The sequence below is a fragment of the Collinsella sp. CLA-AA-H167 genome (assembly GCF_040095305.1).
Taxonomy (GTDB): domain Bacteria; phylum Actinomycetota; class Coriobacteriia; order Coriobacteriales; family Coriobacteriaceae; genus Collinsella.
This window is the reverse complement of sequence record NZ_JBBNGA010000006.1, coordinates 110,264-126,204: the sequence shown is the minus strand read 5'-3', so window position 1 is coordinate 126,204 and position 15,941 is coordinate 110,264. Positions and strand designations below refer to the sequence as shown.

Here is a 15,941-nt window from a genome sequence, read left to right as displayed (position 1 = left end):
TCCCCCCTTTTTTTCGCTGGCCGCGGTGCGGCCGTCTTGCGGTACAGGGCAAACCTTATGGCGCAAACGTTGACAGTTTGTTACGGAAGTCCGTTTGTAGCGAGCGTGTTTCCAATGTTTCCGCAGCGTTTCGGGGGTGCCGTTTTGTGCGGCTCCTGTTGCCTGGCGAGCACGCGCCCCCGGTTCACGCTAGAATGCACTCAACCTTTAAGCGGTTTATCCATCCATAAGATGCACGAAGGAGCTATCTATGAGCGAATCCCTGCGCACCGTGAACGTCGGTCTGATCGGTCTGGGAACCGTCGGCGGCGGCGTGGCCCGTCTGATCAAGAGCCACCACGATGAGTACCTGGCAGCCTACGGCATCGACCTTAAGCTGACCCGCGCCTGCGCGCTTGTCTGGGAGCAGGCCGAGGCAGCCGGTATTGAGCGCGAGGCCTTTACGAGTGACTGGCATGACGTCGTCACCGACCCAGCCGTCGATATCGTCGTCGAACTCATCGGCGGCGAGCACCCCGCGACCGAGATCTTCACCACCGCCTTTGAGCACGGCAAGCACGTCGTCTCTGCCAACAAGGCCCTGCTGGGCCGCCATGTCGAGACGCTTGCCGAGAAGGCGCGTGCGTGCGGCGTGCAGATTAAGTGCGAGGCCAGCTGCGGTGGCGGCATCCCCATTGTCAGCACACTCGAGCACGACCTGGTGGGTAACAAGATCCTGACCATCGCCGGCATCCTCAACGGCACCACCAACTACATCCTGTCGCGCATGGACGCCGAGGGCGCCGATTACGCTGACGTGCTCGCCGACGCACAGGCTAAGGGCTATGCCGAGGCCGACCCGTCCGCCGACGTCGACGGCTTCGATGCCGCAAGCAAGACGGCCATCCTCGCCTCCATCGGCTTTGGCACCCGCGTTACCACCGATGATGTGTACCAGCAGGGTATCCGCACCATCGGCGCCGAGGACATCGCCCAGGCCCGCGAGCTCGGCTACACCATCAAACTGCTCGGCATCGCCCGCAACACCGACGCTGGCGTCGACGTTCGCGTGCATCCCACGCTGATCCCCGCAGACCATATGCTCGCCAAGGTCAACGGCGCCATGAACGCCGTCTACGTGGTAGGCGACGCCGTGGGCGAGACCATGTTCTACGGCGCGGGCGCAGGCTCCTTCCCCACCGCGAGCGCCGTCGTGGGCGATATCCTGTCGCTCTCCGAGCAGATCAGCCGCGGCGTGGCTCCGCTGCCCGAGATTGAGCCCTATGGCCACAACCTCGCCTTTAAGCCCATGGACGAGCTCCAGACCAAGTACTATGTGCGCCTGAAGGTCGCCGACCGCGTGGGCGCCCTGTCCGAGACGGTCGACATCTTTGCCAAGCACAACATCTCGATCTCGCTCATCAACCAGGTCGAGGACGGCAAGTCGGGCGTCAGCGATGCCTGCTCGGTTATCTTCCTGACGCACCGCGCGCTCGAGAAGGACGTCCAGGCTGCCGCCGCCGAGCTTGCCAGCGTCGACTGCGTGGCCGAGGTCGCCAACGTCCTGCGCATCGAGGACGTCGAGGCCTGGATCGAAGGCGTTATGGCCAACTAACTCAACGCTCGCCTAGCAATACACGCTTTGAGGGCTCCCGTCCGATGTGGGACGGGAGCCCTTTTGTCTCCTGCCCTAAGCACAACGGCAGAGCACATTTGCGCGAGCCGCTCATCGGTAACGCGGGCTACCGTTCACCGATATGCAAACACGGCCGATTCCGGTTACGGCTACGCTGTGTTGCGAATGTCCGCCCGCGATGAGAGGAAGCACCATGTTGCTCGAGGGCAAGAAAGCAATCATCACCGGAGGCACACGCGGTATCGGCTATGCCATCGCCTGCCGTTTTATCGAGGAAGGCGCTGCCGTCACCGTCTTTGGCTCGCGCCAAGAGACTGCCGACACGGCCGTTGAGAAGCTGACAGCCGCCTATCCCGACGCCAAGGTCTGGGGTCGCTCCTGCGATCTCACCTCGCTCGAGGCCGTGACTGAGGCCTTTACGCAGACTGCAGCCGACATGGGCGGCTTGGACACGGTCGTCAACAATGCCGGTATCTCCCAGCGTTCACCCCTCTTGGACTACACGGCCGAGGAGTTCGCAAAGGTCATGGACCTTAACGTCGTCGCCGTCTTTAATGGCCACCAGGCTGCCGCCAAGATCATGACCGAGGCCGGCCACGGCGGCACCATCACTACCACAAGCTCGATGGTCGCCAAGTACGGCCAGCCCTCCGGCGTCGGTTACCCCACGTCCAAGTTTGCCGTCAACGGTATGGTCCAGTCGCTCTCGCGCGAGCTCGCTCCCATGGGCATCCGCGTCAACGCCGTCGCCCCCGGCGTGACTAAGACCGACATGGTCGCCAACCTGCCCGAAGAGGTCATCAAGCCCATCATCGCCACCATTCCGCTGGGTCGCATGGGCGAGCCCGAGGATGTCGCCAACGCCTTTGTTTTCCTGGCGAGCGACATGTCCTCCTATGTCACGGGCGCCGTGCTCCCCGTCGACGGAGCCGCCCGCTCCTAAGGAGCCACAAGCTTTGGCTTCAAGCTTCAACATAGCTCAACCAAAAAGGCGCGCCGTCTGAATCAACTGCAGACAGCGCGCCTTCTCCTGTTATGAAAGGGAAACTATGTCCCAGTATTTCGGATCAGAACGGGGCACGGTTTCCCCCAGGACCTCCTTGCGGAAACTGCATCCCACTCTGAGCGCCCATTCCGGGACACAGCTTCCCAACGGCCCCCGTTTCGGAAACCACATCCCGTTCCGAGCCTTCAAAGCGGGACGCGGCTTCCCCGAGAAAGTATCGACTACTTACCGTCGTCGTCTTCGGCTTCTTCGCGCGCATAGAGCTCCAGCATGCGGCGGCGGTATTCGCGCACAGCGAGCTTGGCGCGCTCCAGGCGGCGGCGCTCACGCGGAGTCAGCTCGGACGGGTCGACCTCGTCTCCATAGGTCTTATCGGCAAGCAGGTGTGCCGCGTCCACGATGCGGGCATCGATGTGGCCGCTCGCCGCCTCGGCGGAAAGACGCTCGGCAATCGTATCGAGCGTAGGCAGGCCCTCGAATACGCGACCATGGCCATGCGAGGTCAGCAGCTCGTGCTCGCGCGCGAGCAAGCTCGCTAGGTCGTGGTGGGCGCGCAAGATGTCGAGCGCATCGGATGGATGCTCGGCAACCTCTGCCACGGCGGCGACCGGTGCGGCATCCACCACGCGGTAGAAGAGCTGCGCGAGCAATGGCATCAAGAACACCGTGATGGCACCGGCGGCAACCATGACCGACGCAATATCTTGCGACAGCGCGCCCGCGTTGACGGCAACGCTCGTAACGGCAACGATGATCGGCAGCGCCGTGGTGCAGTACAGGGCCACGGTAATGCGACCATACGCCGACACATCGCGCGTCGCAGGACAAATGCTCATGGAAATAAGAATGGGCACGGCACGAATAATCAACAACGCCACGATAAAGCCCACGAGCAGACCCGGGCGCGACGCCACGGCCGTCAGATCGATCTTTGCGCCCGATACGGTAAAGAACACCGGAATCAAAAAACCGTAGGCCAGACCGTCGAGCTTGGTCTCGAGCGTATGGTTGCCCTCGGGGATGATATAGCGCAGGACAAAGCCGGCGGCAAAAGAACCCAACACGATGTCGAGATCAAAGACAGCCGAGAATGCCACGAGCGTGACCAGGATGAGCACCGTCAGGCGCACGAAGGTCTGCGACGTGGTATCGGCGCGCTCCTCAACAAATGCAAAGAAGCGGCTGCCGACGCGCTTGGAGCGGCTCGGGACCACGGCCAGCAACACGCAAACCACCGCAAACAAGCCAAGGATAACGAGCGTTTGGATACCAGTGCGGGCAGACAACAGCACCGACATGGCGAGCACGGGACCGAGCTCGCCCCAAGTGCCATACGCGAGAATCGAGTCGCCCACGCGCGTGCCGGTGAGCGAGCGCTCACGCATGATGGGCACAAGCGTACCGAGCGCCGTCGAAGTGAGGGCAAGCGTCACGGCGATACCGTCGAAATGACTGACTGAGAACCACGGGGTAAAGCGCACGGCAAGCCAGGCGATACCAAACGTGACGACCCACGTCGCCAAGCCGTAGCGCCCCTCGACGCCTGTGATGCTCTTGGGGTCGATCTCAAAGCCGGCAAGCAGGAACAAAAAGGCCAGGCCCAGCTCGGACACAAGCGAGACCTCAGCATCTACATGGATGACGCCGAGCATATGGGGTCCCAGTACCGCGCCGAGCACGAGCAAAAAGACCGTCTCGGGAACGGGTTTTCCGGGAATCGCCGAGGCGATAAAAGGACTCGCAAAGGCCACGAGTGCGATGATGGCGAGCGAAACGAATGCCATGTGATGCCTTTCTCTTGTTTGCGCTTCACTGTAGCACCCTCGCCGTCCTCAACGCGCCGCGAGCTGTCGTATCATAGTGAGGTTTACAAACATGTGGCTCAAGGCGACCGCAGGGCAGACCCCGCAAACCGACCGCTGCCGCATACCGTACCGTACGCCCAACCGATCAGGAAGGCAGGAACCAATGGTCTCTCGTATCTACGTGGAGAAGAAACCCGGGTTCGACGTCGAGGCTCAGCAGCTCAAGGGCGAGCTGACCGAAATTCTCGGCATCAAGGGCATCGAGGCCCTGAGGATTATCAACCGCTACGACGTCGAGGGCATCGACAAGGAGCTTTTCCGGTCCTGCGTGCCGACCGTCTTTAGCGAGCCCCAGGTCGATGTGACCTACGACGAGCTCCCCGCAAGCGATGGCGCCGTCTTTGCCGTCGAATTCCTGCCTGGCCAGTTTGACCAGCGCGCCGACTCCGCCAGCGAGTGCGTGCAGCTCATCAGCCAGGGCGAGCGCCCCGCCGTGCGCTCCGCCAAGGTCTATATGATCTCGGGCGCTCTGGACGAGGCCGCCATTGATGCCATCAAGCACTACGTGGCGAACCCCGTCGAGGCGCGCATCGCCTCGCTCGACCTGCCCGAGACGCTGTACATGGAGACCCCCGAGCCCCAGCCCGTCGAGGTGCTCGACGGTTTCCGCGAGCTCGACGAAGCCGGCCTTGCCGCCTTTATTTCCGAGCGCGGCCTTGCCATGGACGAGGCGGACATCGCCTTCTGCCAGCAGTACTTCCGCGATGAGGATCGCGACCCCACCATCACCGAGATCCGCGTGATCGACACCTACTGGTCCGATCACTGCCGCCACACCACCTTCGGCACCGTCCTGGACGACGTGACGATCGACGACGCCGTGGTGCAGCAGGCCTTCGACCGCTACATGGAGATGCGCCACGAACTCGGTCGCGACACCAAGCCCGTCTGCCTCATGGACATGGGCACCATCGGCGCCAAGTACCTCAAGAAGACCGGCGTCATGACCGATGTCGACGAGTCCGAGGAGATTAACGCCTGCACCGTCAAGGTGAAGGTCGATGTCGACGGCGAGGACCAGGACTGGCTGTTCCTCTTTAAGAACGAGACCCACAACCACCCGACCGAGATCGAGCCCTTCGGCGGTGCCGCCACCTGCGTGGGCGGTGCCATCCGCGACCCGCTGTCGGGCCGCAGCTACGTGTACCAGGCCATGCGTGTCACCGGCGCCGGCGACCCCACCGTCCCCGTGTCCGAGACGCTCGAGGGCAAGCTGCCGCAGCGTAAGCTCGTGACCACTGCCGCCGCCGGCTACTCCAGCTACGGCAACCAGATCGGCCTTGCCACCGGTCAGGTCAACGAACTCTATCACCCCGGCTACGTGGCCAAGCGCATGGAGGTTGGCGCCGTCGTGGGCGCTACCCCGGCAAACCACGTGCGCCGCGAGTGCCCCGCCCCCACCGACAAGATCATCCTGCTGGGCGGCCGCACCGGCCGTGACGGCATCGGCGGCGCCACCGGCTCCTCCAAGACCCAGAATACCGAGTCCATCGAGACCTCGGGCGCCGAGGTCCAGAAGGGCAACGCCCCGGTCGAGCGCAAGCTGCAGCGTCTGTTCCGCCGCGGCGACGCCTGCCGTCTGATCAAACGCTGCAACGACTTTGGCGCCGGCGGCGTCTCGGTCGCCGTGGGCGAGCTTGCCGACGGCCTGTATGTCGACCTGGACACCGTGACCAAGAAGTACGACGGCCTGGACGGCACCGAGCTCGCCATTTCCGAGTCTCAGGAGCGCATGGCCTGCGCCGTCGCCGACGGTGATGTCGAGGAGTTCATGGGCTACGCCGCCGAGGAGAACCTGGAGGCTACCGTTATCGCCGAGGTTACCGCCGAGCCGCGCATGCGCATGGCCTGGAACGGCGTCGCCATCGTCGACCTGTCCCGTGAGTTCCTCAACTCCAACGGTGCGCCCAAGCATCAGACTGCTCACGTCTGCGCCCGCAGCGTGTGGCAGCCCAGCTGGGCCGGCACCACGCTTGCCGAGCGCATGACCTCGCTTGTCACCGACCTCAACGTTGCCTCCAACAAGGGCCTTTCCGAGCGCTTCGACTCCACCATCGGTGCCGCAACCGTGCTCATGCCCTTTGGCGGCAAGACGCAGCTCACCCCGAGCTCTGCCATGGTCGCCAAGTTCCCCGTGGACGGCGAGACCACCACGGCGAGCGCCATGGCATGGGGCTTCAACCCCTACCTGATGGAGGCCGACCAGTTTGCGGGCGCCTACCTGTCCGTAGTCGAGTCCATCGCCAAGCTCGTCGCCGCCGGCTTTGAACACAAGCGCGCCTACCTCTCCTTCCAGGAGTACTTCGAGCGCCTGCGTACCGAGGCCGAGCGTTGGGGCAAGCCCATGGCAGCCGTTCTGGGTGCCCTTATGGCCCAGGTCGACCTGAGCGCCGGCGCCATCGGCGGCAAGGACTCCATGAGCGGCTCGTTTGAGGACGAGGCCGGAGAGCTCAACGTTCCGCCGACCCTCATCAGCTTCGCCGTGGCCGTAGGCCGCGCAGCCCGTGCCACCTCGCCCGAGTTCAAGGGCCTGACGCACCGCGTCGTCCGCATCGCCCCCGCCACCTATGGCGAGGACTACCGCCCCGATGCCCAGCAGCTGCTCGCCGCGTTTGACGCCGTCGAGGCGCTCACCGCTACCGGCGATGCCCTGGCCGTCTCCACGCCCGGCTACGGCTGCGGCGCCGAGAGCCTTTTTAAGATGTGCGTCGGCAACCAGATCGGCATCGAGCTTGCCGAGGATGTGGATGTGGAGAGCCTCTTCACCCCGCTCTACGGCAGCTTTATCGTCGAGCTCGCCGAGGATGCCGAGCTGCCCGAGGTCGCCGACGGCGTTGTCGTCGAGCCCTTGGGCACCACCGTCGAGGGCTATGTCATCGACACCGGCTCCGAGGTCATCGATCTCTCCGAGCTCCAGGAAGCCTGGGAGAGCGGCATCGAGGGCGTCTTTGCCTACCGCAGCACCGGCGAGCAACCCGAGGTCGAGACCATTGACTATCGCGCCAAGGACATCCACGTGTACGGCGCCGCCAAGATCGCCCGCCCGCACGTGATTATCCCCGTCTTCCCCGGCAACAACTGCGAGTACGACAGCGCCCGTGCCTTCCGCGCCGCCGGTGCCGAGGCCGACACCTTCGTGATCAACAACCTCACGCCCGAGGCTGTTGCCGAAAGCACCCACGAGCTTGCCCGTCGCATCCGCCAAAGCCAGATCGTCATGATCCCCGGCGGCTTCTCGGGCGGCGACGAGCCCGACGGCTCCGCCAAGTTCATCACGGCGTTCTTCCGCGCTCCCGAAGTCACCGAGGCAGTCCGCGACCTGCTCAAGGCCCGCGACGGCCTGATGCTGGGCATCTGCAACGGCTTCCAGGCCCTGGTCAAGCTCGGCCTGGTGCCTTACGGCGATATCGTCGACGCCACGTCCGACGCGCCCACGCTGACGTTCAACACCATCGGTCGCCACCAGAGCCGTCTGGTGCGCACCCGCATCTCGTCCAACCTGTCCCCGTGGCTGTCGCAGTGCAGCCTGGACGACCCCTACACCGTCGCCATCAGCCACGGCGAGGGCCGCTTTGTCGCCAACGACGAGGTGCTCGCCCAGCTGATCGCCAACGGCCAGGTCGCCACGCAGTACGTGGGCGAGGACGGCAAGCCCAGCATGGATCTTTCCGTCAACCCCAACGGCTCCGCACTCGCCATCGAGGGCATCACGAGCCCCGACGGCCGCGTCCTGGGCAAGATGGGCCATGCCGAGCGTCGCGGCGACAACCTGTACCGCAACGTGCCCGAGCATGTCCCCGGCGATAAGTTCATGCCGATCTTTGAGAGCGGCGTGGCCTACTTCGCTTAAACCTTTCCCATCGGGTACAATCCCCTCGGGTAACAACACCCGCCACCGACACATCCGGTGGCGGGTTCTTTTTTGCTTCGCGCATGCAGGAAGGACATCATGGAAAGCCGCAAGCCGTATCTCGCCACCCTACCCGGACTCATCCTGGGCTGTCTTGTTTGCTGTGCACTCTGGGGATCGGCCTTTCCCTGCATCAAGATCGGCTATGCGCTCTTTGGCATCCCCGCGCACGATAACGCCTCGCAGCTGCTCTTCGCGGGTCTGCGCTTCACCCTTGCCGGCGCCCTGGTTGTCGTTGGGATGAGTGCGGCCCAACGCCGCCCCCTCATTCCGCAGGCTCGCGACATCAAGCCCATCTTTGTCTTGTCGCTCTTCCAGACTATCGGGCAGTACTTCTTTTTCTATCTGGGCCTCTCGCGCGCCAGCGCCATGTCGAGCTCCATCATCGAGGCCAGCGCCAACTTCCTCGCAATCCTCTTTGCCGCCCTGGCATTTCACACCGAGAAGCTCGATACGGCCAAGGTGCTTGGCTGTGCGCTGGGCTTTGCCGGCGTCGCGCTCGTCAACCTCTCGGGCGCAGATGGCACCTTTGGCTTCAGGCTCGATGGCGAGGGCTTTATCCTAGCCTCCACTGTCGCGGGTGCTCTTTCGACCTGCCTGATCGGCATCTTCTCGCGCAAGCACGACGGCGTCTTGCTTGCCGGGTGGCAGTTCTTGGTCGGCGGACTGGTCCTCACCGCCATCGGCTTTTTGATGGGCGGCGCGCTCTCCCCCACTGAAATCGCCCCCGCCATCGCGCTCATTATCTATATGGCACTCATTTCCGCCGTCGCGTACTCGCTATGGTCGCGTCTGCTTGCCGTCAACCCCGTCAGCCGTGTGTCGGTCTTTGGCTTTATGAATCCAGTCTTTGGCGTACTGTTAAGCGCGCTGCTGCTCGGCGAGGGCGCTGGCACGAGCCCTGTGACCGTACTTGTTGCCCTGCTGTTGGTCTGCGGCGGCATCATCATCGTCAACAGGCCCAAAAAGGCCTAATGAACTGCCCTTATTTAGCAGAGCGGATTCACATACTTTAGTTTAATGGAGTACATCGGAGAGCCGAGGGCCGCCACGCACGCCAGCGTGTGCCCCTTTTCCTAGCGTATCTGAACGCCGGCTTTCTTCTTCTCGCGCTTTACGCGGTAGAGCTCCGCGTCGGCAGCACGAAGCAAGTCTTGCCAGGTATCGACGCCATCACCAACCCGTGCGTAGCCGATGGACATCCGCAACAGATACGGAACCTCGGCGCGCGCGAGCTCATCGTTGATTGTCGCGCACAGATGCATGATATCCTGTTCCGCCACTGCCTTTTGGAGCACCACGAACTCATCGCCACCATAACGTGCGATAAAGCCGCCAGACGCCGAGCAGACTTCTTTGAGCGCAGCGGATATGACCTGAAGAGCGTGGTCGCCCTCCACATGCCCATAGCGATCGTTAATCTGCTTAAAGCCGTCGGCGTCCATCATAAGCAGATATACATCTTCGGCCTGATCCACATTTGAGAAGAGCGACAGCATATAGGTCTCAAAACGGTTGCGATTGTTAAGTCCAGTCAACGGGTCGGTCGAGATGAGCTGCTCCTGGTAGATGATGTAGAGCAGCAACATGCTAATCATTATGCCGACACAAAGGCCGGGTACCGAGTATACGACCTGAAAGGTACCGCCCACCAGGGCCGGAATGGCGAAAAATGCCAAGGTTCGATAGATGGCCTTCGTCTGCAGGCTCTCGACCCTGCGAGATTGCACAAATGCATGCAGGGACGTATGTATAACGTAACAGTAGCTGACGATGGGCTGGATCATATAGGCAAAGCCGCGACGATACACGCCCTGCGAATCGATATAGAACAGGGCGTGCGTCCAGTAACTGGTAAACGCCAGCACGACCACCAGAGCCGTAGGCAACGCTACAAGCACCACCCTATAGCGCGAGGTCAAAAGGCGAGAACCCTGCACCGTCTCGGAATAGATAAACCAAATGAGACACGCGATAGCAAAGAGCGAAAACGAAACCGCGTTGGAAATCCAGTTGGCAGCAATGCCCAACGTGCCGTCCTCACCGTCCGAAAGCGTCCAGATCATATCGAATAATATGTACGCGGCAGAGGTGTAGCCAAGCATGCTAAACAATAGCTGCTGGGTGCTCGAGAACAAGGAGCGACGACTTCGCACGGCAAGCCCGATAAGAACAATCATGCATAGCACGAATATCTCAATCTTGAGTGCCTTAACCACTAGCGCCATCCCTTCAATACCCAAGTGGTCAGAATCGCCCAATTCGAATCAGGGCAATAAACACCCCTTTACTCCGCAGGGGTAAAGGGGATAATAGCAGAGCGCCCGAACATCACTGCAAAACAGTTTCTGTTCGGGCGCCCATACGGCGCGAATTGCACACGCCGGCATCATTGATGGGTATCGATTGCTACTCGCCATCGATGTCAGTCGCGACGGCCTCCTCTATGGCCTCGACACCGACAGGCGACAGATCCTCCTTGCCTTGGCAGAACTTCTTGTCGACCCAGCCAGTCAGAATCGGAGCCATGATCGCCGTGATGATAACGGCGGTGGCGATCTGCGCATACGCGGTGGGCGCAAGCTCGGCATAGCGCGGCGCGACCTCAGCAAGAGCAACCGGCGTGGTCAAAGCCGTGCCGGCGATGGTGGAGCAAGCAACGGCGGCCTTGCCGTTACCACCGCACAGGCGCTCGAACGCAAAGGTGATGGGACCGACGACAAACAGCGTGACAAGGCCCAGCAAGATGCCGGAAATACCGCCGGTGATAAAGCTCGACAGGTTCATGGACGCACCGAGCTGAAAGCCGATAACGGCGATCGCGGGATTGGCGCCGGGGACCAGCAGGTTCTTGATAAACGGGAACAGGTTGCCCAGAACCATGCCAATAACGAGTGGCAAGATGGAGCCGATAATGGTGCCAATTGGAATGTTGGCGAGGCCGGAAACACCGAGGATGATCATCGTGACGGCGGGGCCAGCCGTAAAGAACAGGATACCGACGGCGCCCTGCTCGGACTCATCGCCGAACTCGCCCATGATGCCCGTATAGAGCGCCATGTTGCAAAACGTGATGCCGCCGATGATAGACACGGAGCTCAGACCCAGGAAGTTGTCGTTAAAGAAATATGCCACGCCCAGGCCGAGAGCCGCTGCGACGACCAGCTTGGGGATCAGCACGACGATACCGGTCTTGATGGCACCCGGCGTGGACTTAAAGCTGATGCCGGCGCCCACAAACAGCAGGATCGCGGCGACGATGGTATTGGAGCCACCGCGGCAGGCAGCCGTAAAGAAGCCGCCGATCTCAAAAACCTGCGGGCAGAAGGTGTTGAGCAAAAGACCGACGATCATCGGATAGATCATGATGTCGCCCGGGATGCGCGGGACCTTGAATTTCTTTTGCTCGTTGGCGGTTGCTTCCTGTGCCATGAAACCCCCATTTCCGCTGACGGGGTACAAAAGCCCACGTCACGCTTTGCTACAGTAAAGTTTTACCATGGTACCAGAAGAAATAGACCAGCTCGGTGAAAAATCCGACGAGTTGGGATGGAACGAGATTCGGCGCCCGCGACGCCACCCCTATATAAGGCTCAAGACAATATAGAGTACGATGCCCGAGACGCAGCACCACAGCATCGATTTTGTCTTGACCGCCACGACCACGACGCCGGCGGCCGCAATCCAGGGAACCAAGGCAGGCCAGAGTCCCGCGTCGAACGCGCCGGGGCTCACCAAGTCGTTGGCGACCAGCGCGGCAAAGGCGGCGGGCGGGATATAGCCCAGGGCCTCGGTAATGCGGGGCGACAGGGTCCGCCCGCGCAAGGCGAACGCCGGCGCGATGCGAAAGAACGCGATAGCAGCCCACGACGACAGCCACAGAACCAAGAACTCGTTAACGGACATCGCGGGCACCTCTTCCGTCAAATACAGCATCGCACGCCAACGCAATGGCCATGCCGGCCACGACGCTTGCCGGCACGGCAATATTCGTGAGGCCCAAGAACTTGCATACGGCGACGGACACCGCGCCCGAAACCGCCGCGACAACGTTGCCGCGCGACAGCCGCTGCGAAAAGAGCAGGCAGATAAAGAGCGAGGTGCAGACAAAGGCTGCAATGGCGGTGGGAACATCGACAACGGCGCCGACGATGGCGCCCATCGTACACGAAACGCCCCATGTTGCGATGAGAATCACGTTGAGCACAAAGGACTCGCGCGGGCCCCAATCCTCCCCTTCAACCAACTTGGCAAGCGAGATGCCATATGCCTCCTCGGTAAGTGTCGCGGCAACAGCCAGCGTCTGACGCTTCGAGGCACCCGTCAGATGCGGCGCGATCGATGCCGAGTAAAGCGCAAAGCGCGAGGAGATGGCAGCAACGCTCGCGACGATCGATGCTGCAGGCACGCCCGCCAGCCACAGGTTGCAGATCATAAACTGGCCGCTGCCCGTCACAAACGTGCTGCTCAGGGCAAAGACCATCCAGGGTTCCATTCCCGTCTGCCCCATGATCATTCCGCACGGCGCGCCTATTGCAACATAGGTAAGCATCACCGGCCAGACGGTTTTAAAGATCCTAAGGACCATGCCACTCCCATTCTGGTAAGTCGTCTGCAGCGCACCTCGCAACGCAGCAGAAATATCAACCGGTGGCAATAAAGTTCGCCTACAATTGCCACCGGATCGAAAGACACATCTTTTTAGGAAGTCATTATGACAGCTATCGATCGAGACCGGGCGCGCGCAGCCTTCAAAAGCTACACCGATGCCTACGACGCCACCAACCCACGCATCGCGCTCAAAATCGAGCATACGTACCACGTGGCCGAGGCATGCGATGCCGTAGCGCGCGAGCAGGGCTGGTCGTCAGATGATATTGACTTGGCATGGCTTTGCGGCCTGCTGCACGATATAGGCCGCTTTGAGCAGCTGCGACGCTGGGACACCTTTAAGGACGCCGAGAGCATGGGCCATGCAGCGCTGGGCATCGAGGTCCTCTTTGGCGAGAATCCCGCCGATGCACCCGCCGTGACGAGCGTCCGCGACTTTATCGATGACCCGGCAGAAGATGAGCTCATCCGAGCGAGCATTGCCTATCACAGCGATTTCCGTCTACCCGCGCAGCTCGACGAGCGCACGCGGCGCTTCTGCGATATCGTGCGCGATGGCGACAAGATCGACATTATGCGCACCATCGCCGACAGCACCGTCGACACCATCCTCAAGGTGGATGAGGACACGTTTCTCGCCAGCCACTTCTCGACACCGGCGCTTACCGCCTTTGACGAGCATCGCTGCGTCGCGCGTGACGAGCGCAACGAGCCGGCGGACTACCTGGTGGGGCTCATCTGCTTTATGTTTGAGCTCGTCCATCCGGCAAGCCGTGCACTGGCGCGCGAGCAAGGCGATATCTATCGCCTGCTCGACGCGCCCTTTGGCATTACGCGACCCTTTACCGACCCCGCCGCGCAGGCAACCTGGAGCCGCCTTAAGGACGAGCTGCGCCGCTGGCTGACGCGCGCTTAGCGCTCAAGCTGAGCCAGCAGCTCCTCAACGATCTCAACGGCATCGCCGACGACCTTGTACTGGGCGGCACCAAAGATGGGGGCATCCGGGTCCTCATTGATGGCGACAATGCACTCCGCCCCACCGATGCCGGCGAGATGCTGGATAGCGCCCGAGACACCGATGCTCACGAGGAGCTTGGGCGAGACCGATACACCCGTCTGGCCAATTTGGTGGCGATACTCCAACCAGCCTGCCTCCACAATGGGACGCGTGCAACCAAGCTCGGCACCCAGGGCATCGGCGAGCTTTCGCATCAGGGGCAGATTCTTCTTGGAGCCGATGCCGCGGCCCACCACGACCAGACGCTCGGCATCGGCAATTGAGGCCTGCTGTCCCCACTCCTCGGCGGGAATCGAGATCTCGACGCGGGCCTTAACGTCATCCGCAAGCACTACCTGGGCAATCGTGCCGGAGCGGCTATAGTCAAACTCGGGCGCCTTAAAGATGCCGGGGCGCACCGTTGCCATCTGAGGACGGTGGTTGGGGCAGATAATGGTGGCCATCAGGTTGCCGCCAAACGCCGGGCGCGTCTGCTGCAGCAGACCCGTCTCCGTATCCATCGAAAGCACCGTGCAATCGGCCGTAAGGCCCGTCTGCAAGCGCACGGCCACACCAGGCGCCAGCTCGCGACCAAAGGCGGTCGCACCGTACAGAATGGCCTCGGGCTTGCGCTCGGCTACCAAATCGCAGATCAAGCGGGCGTAGACCTCTGCGTCGTTCTGACGCAGGCGCTCGTCACGACAGACCAGAACTTCGTCCGCACCGGCGCAAATCAGATGCTCCAGGTCCCCGAGTGAGCCCTCGGGGCTCATGCCGACCAGTGCCACCAGACGGCAGCCGCGGGCATCGGCAAGCTCGCGCCCCTTGCCCATGAGCTCGAAGGCCACGGATGCAACGGCATCGTGCTCGTCAGTCTGCACGAAGATCCAGATGTCTCGATATGCGTCAAGGTCTGCCGCGCCGGCGGCCTCGTCGCGCTCAATCGAGATGGCGTTGACGGGGCAGGCGTCGACGCACCCACCGCACAGGATACAGCCGTCGGTTACGCGGGCACAGCGATTGGGGCGCTCACCCTCCACCACAATGCCGCCCGAGGCGCAGGCGCGAACGCAGCGACCGCAGCCGATACAGGCTTCGCTATCGATAATCAGCCCGCTCATCTATGCCATCCCCTCAATAATCTTGGCAAGTTTTACCGCCTGCTCGGACGCCGTTCCCTCAACGGCCTCGCACGTTTGGTCACGGTCGGGCACAAACGAGCGCACGACCTGCGTCGGTGATCCGGCAAGACCGCAACGCGCGGGGTCGGCGTTCACGTCGGCGGCACTGACCACGCGCACGTCCGCCTCCTCCGCCGCGCGAATACCGGCAATACTCGGCATACGCAACTGGCCAATCTCCTTGGCAGTCGTCATCGCGCACGGCATCTCAAGACACACCGTCTCCTCGCCGGCATCGCATCCGTGAACGAGCGCCAGCGAGCCACACGTCGTAAAGCCCGCGCTTTGCACGCAACTCACGTCGGTCACGCAGGGAATCTCAAAGGCACCGGCAAGCTCGGGACCAATCTGGGCCGTATCGCCATCCACCGCCATCTTGCCGCAGATGAGCAGGTCGAAGTCCTCGTCGAGTGCCTCGATGCCGCATTTGAGAGCATAGGTGGTCGCCAGGGTATCGGCACCTGCAAAGGCGCGATCGGTCAGCAGCAGCGCGTCGTCGGCGCCTCGAGCGATGCAGTCGCGCAGCAGCGACTCGGTCGCGGGGATGCCCATCGACACCACCGTCACGCGCACATCCATGCCAAAGCCGATAAAGTCGTCCTTCAGCGCCAGCGCGCATTCCAAAGCGCTCGCATCAAAGGGATTAATGACCGCCTGCTTGCCATCGCGCACGATGGTATTGGTCTTGGGGTCCATCTTGACCTCGGTGCTGCCCGGCACGGCCTTGACGCACACCACCATATGGAAATCGCTCAT

Annotated in this window: 12 protein-coding genes; 5 read left to right on the top strand and 7 right to left on the bottom strand. The window is 62.1% G+C overall.

Going from position 1 to position 15,941, the window contains the following annotated elements; all coding sequences use genetic code 11:
* Window positions 1-250: 250 nt before the first annotated feature.
* Together AAAT03_RS05635 and AAAT03_RS05630 are read left to right on the top strand one after the other, a co-directional pair.
* Window positions 251-1,594, top strand: coding sequence for a homoserine dehydrogenase (locus AAAT03_RS05635; protein ID WP_118266856.1), 1,344 nt, complete (start codon window positions 251-253; stop codon window positions 1,592-1,594).
* A 214-nt stretch (window positions 1,595-1,808) separates the two neighbouring features.
* Window positions 1,809-2,558, top strand: coding sequence for an SDR family NAD(P)-dependent oxidoreductase (locus tag AAAT03_RS05630; RefSeq protein WP_117645711.1), 750 nt, complete (start codon window positions 1,809-1,811; stop codon window positions 2,556-2,558).
* A gap of 284 nt (window positions 2,559-2,842) precedes the next feature.
* Here the strand turns inward: AAAT03_RS05630 and AAAT03_RS05625 are convergent, their stop codons facing one another.
* On the bottom strand, window positions 2,843-4,405 hold the full coding sequence (locus AAAT03_RS05625) for a cation:proton antiporter (protein ID WP_006234446.1): 1,563 nt from the start codon (window positions 4,403-4,405) through the stop codon (window positions 2,843-2,845).
* Between the two features lie 184 nt (window positions 4,406-4,589).
* Here AAAT03_RS05625 and AAAT03_RS05620 point away from each other — a divergent pair, with 184 nt between their 5' ends.
* A complete protein-coding gene (locus AAAT03_RS05620; protein WP_349102810.1) occupies window positions 4,590-8,336 on the top strand; it encodes a phosphoribosylformylglycinamidine synthase in 3,747 nt (1,248 codons plus the stop codon).
* Between the two features lie 99 nt (window positions 8,337-8,435).
* Window positions 8,436-9,371: a DMT family transporter gene (locus AAAT03_RS05615; RefSeq protein ID WP_349102809.1), complete on the top strand. Its 936-nt coding sequence runs from the start codon at window positions 8,436-8,438 to the stop codon at window positions 9,369-9,371.
* A 101-nt stretch (window positions 9,372-9,472) separates the two neighbouring features.
* On the opposite strand, the gene AAAT03_RS05610 is transcribed toward AAAT03_RS05615, so the two are convergent.
* The 4 genes from AAAT03_RS05610 to AAAT03_RS05595 form a co-directional block, all read right to left on the bottom strand.
* On the bottom strand, window positions 9,473-10,615 hold the full coding sequence (locus AAAT03_RS05610) for a diguanylate cyclase (protein WP_349102808.1): 1,143 nt from the start codon (window positions 10,613-10,615) through the stop codon (window positions 9,473-9,475).
* 190 nt (window positions 10,616-10,805) lie between these two features.
* Complete coding sequence (locus AAAT03_RS05605) at window positions 10,806-11,828, bottom strand: 2-keto-3-deoxygluconate permease (protein ID WP_349102807.1); 1,023 nt, start codon at window positions 11,826-11,828, stop codon at window positions 10,806-10,808.
* A 150-nt stretch (window positions 11,829-11,978) separates the two neighbouring features.
* Window positions 11,979-12,302 carry an AzlD domain-containing protein gene (locus tag AAAT03_RS05600; RefSeq protein ID WP_349102806.1) on the bottom strand — a complete coding sequence of 108 codons (324 nt, stop codon included), beginning with the start codon at window positions 12,300-12,302 and terminating at the stop codon, window positions 11,979-11,981.
* Window positions 12,292-12,948, bottom strand: coding sequence for an AzlC family ABC transporter permease (locus tag AAAT03_RS05595; protein WP_349102818.1), 657 nt, complete (start codon window positions 12,946-12,948; stop codon window positions 12,292-12,294). Before AAAT03_RS05595 ends, AAAT03_RS05600 begins: the two co-directional genes overlap by 11 nt.
* A gap of 162 nt (window positions 12,949-13,110) precedes the next feature.
* Here AAAT03_RS05595 and AAAT03_RS05590 point away from each other — a divergent pair, with 162 nt between their 5' ends.
* Entirely contained in the window at window positions 13,111-13,923 is an 813-nt protein-coding gene (locus tag AAAT03_RS05590; protein ID WP_349102805.1) for an HD domain-containing protein, read from the top strand.
* Here AAAT03_RS05590 and AAAT03_RS05585 read toward each other — a convergent pair.
* Window positions 13,920-15,125 (bottom strand): electron transfer flavoprotein subunit alpha, encoded by a 1,206-nt coding sequence (locus AAAT03_RS05585; protein WP_117640553.1) that lies wholly within the window; start codon window positions 15,123-15,125, stop codon window positions 13,920-13,922. The two genes, AAAT03_RS05590 and AAAT03_RS05585, sit on opposite strands and share 4 nt — an antisense overlap.
* Window positions 15,126-15,941, bottom strand: a complete 816-nt coding sequence (locus AAAT03_RS05580) for an electron transfer flavoprotein subunit beta/FixA family protein (protein ID WP_117848252.1) — start codon at window positions 15,939-15,941, stop codon at window positions 15,126-15,128.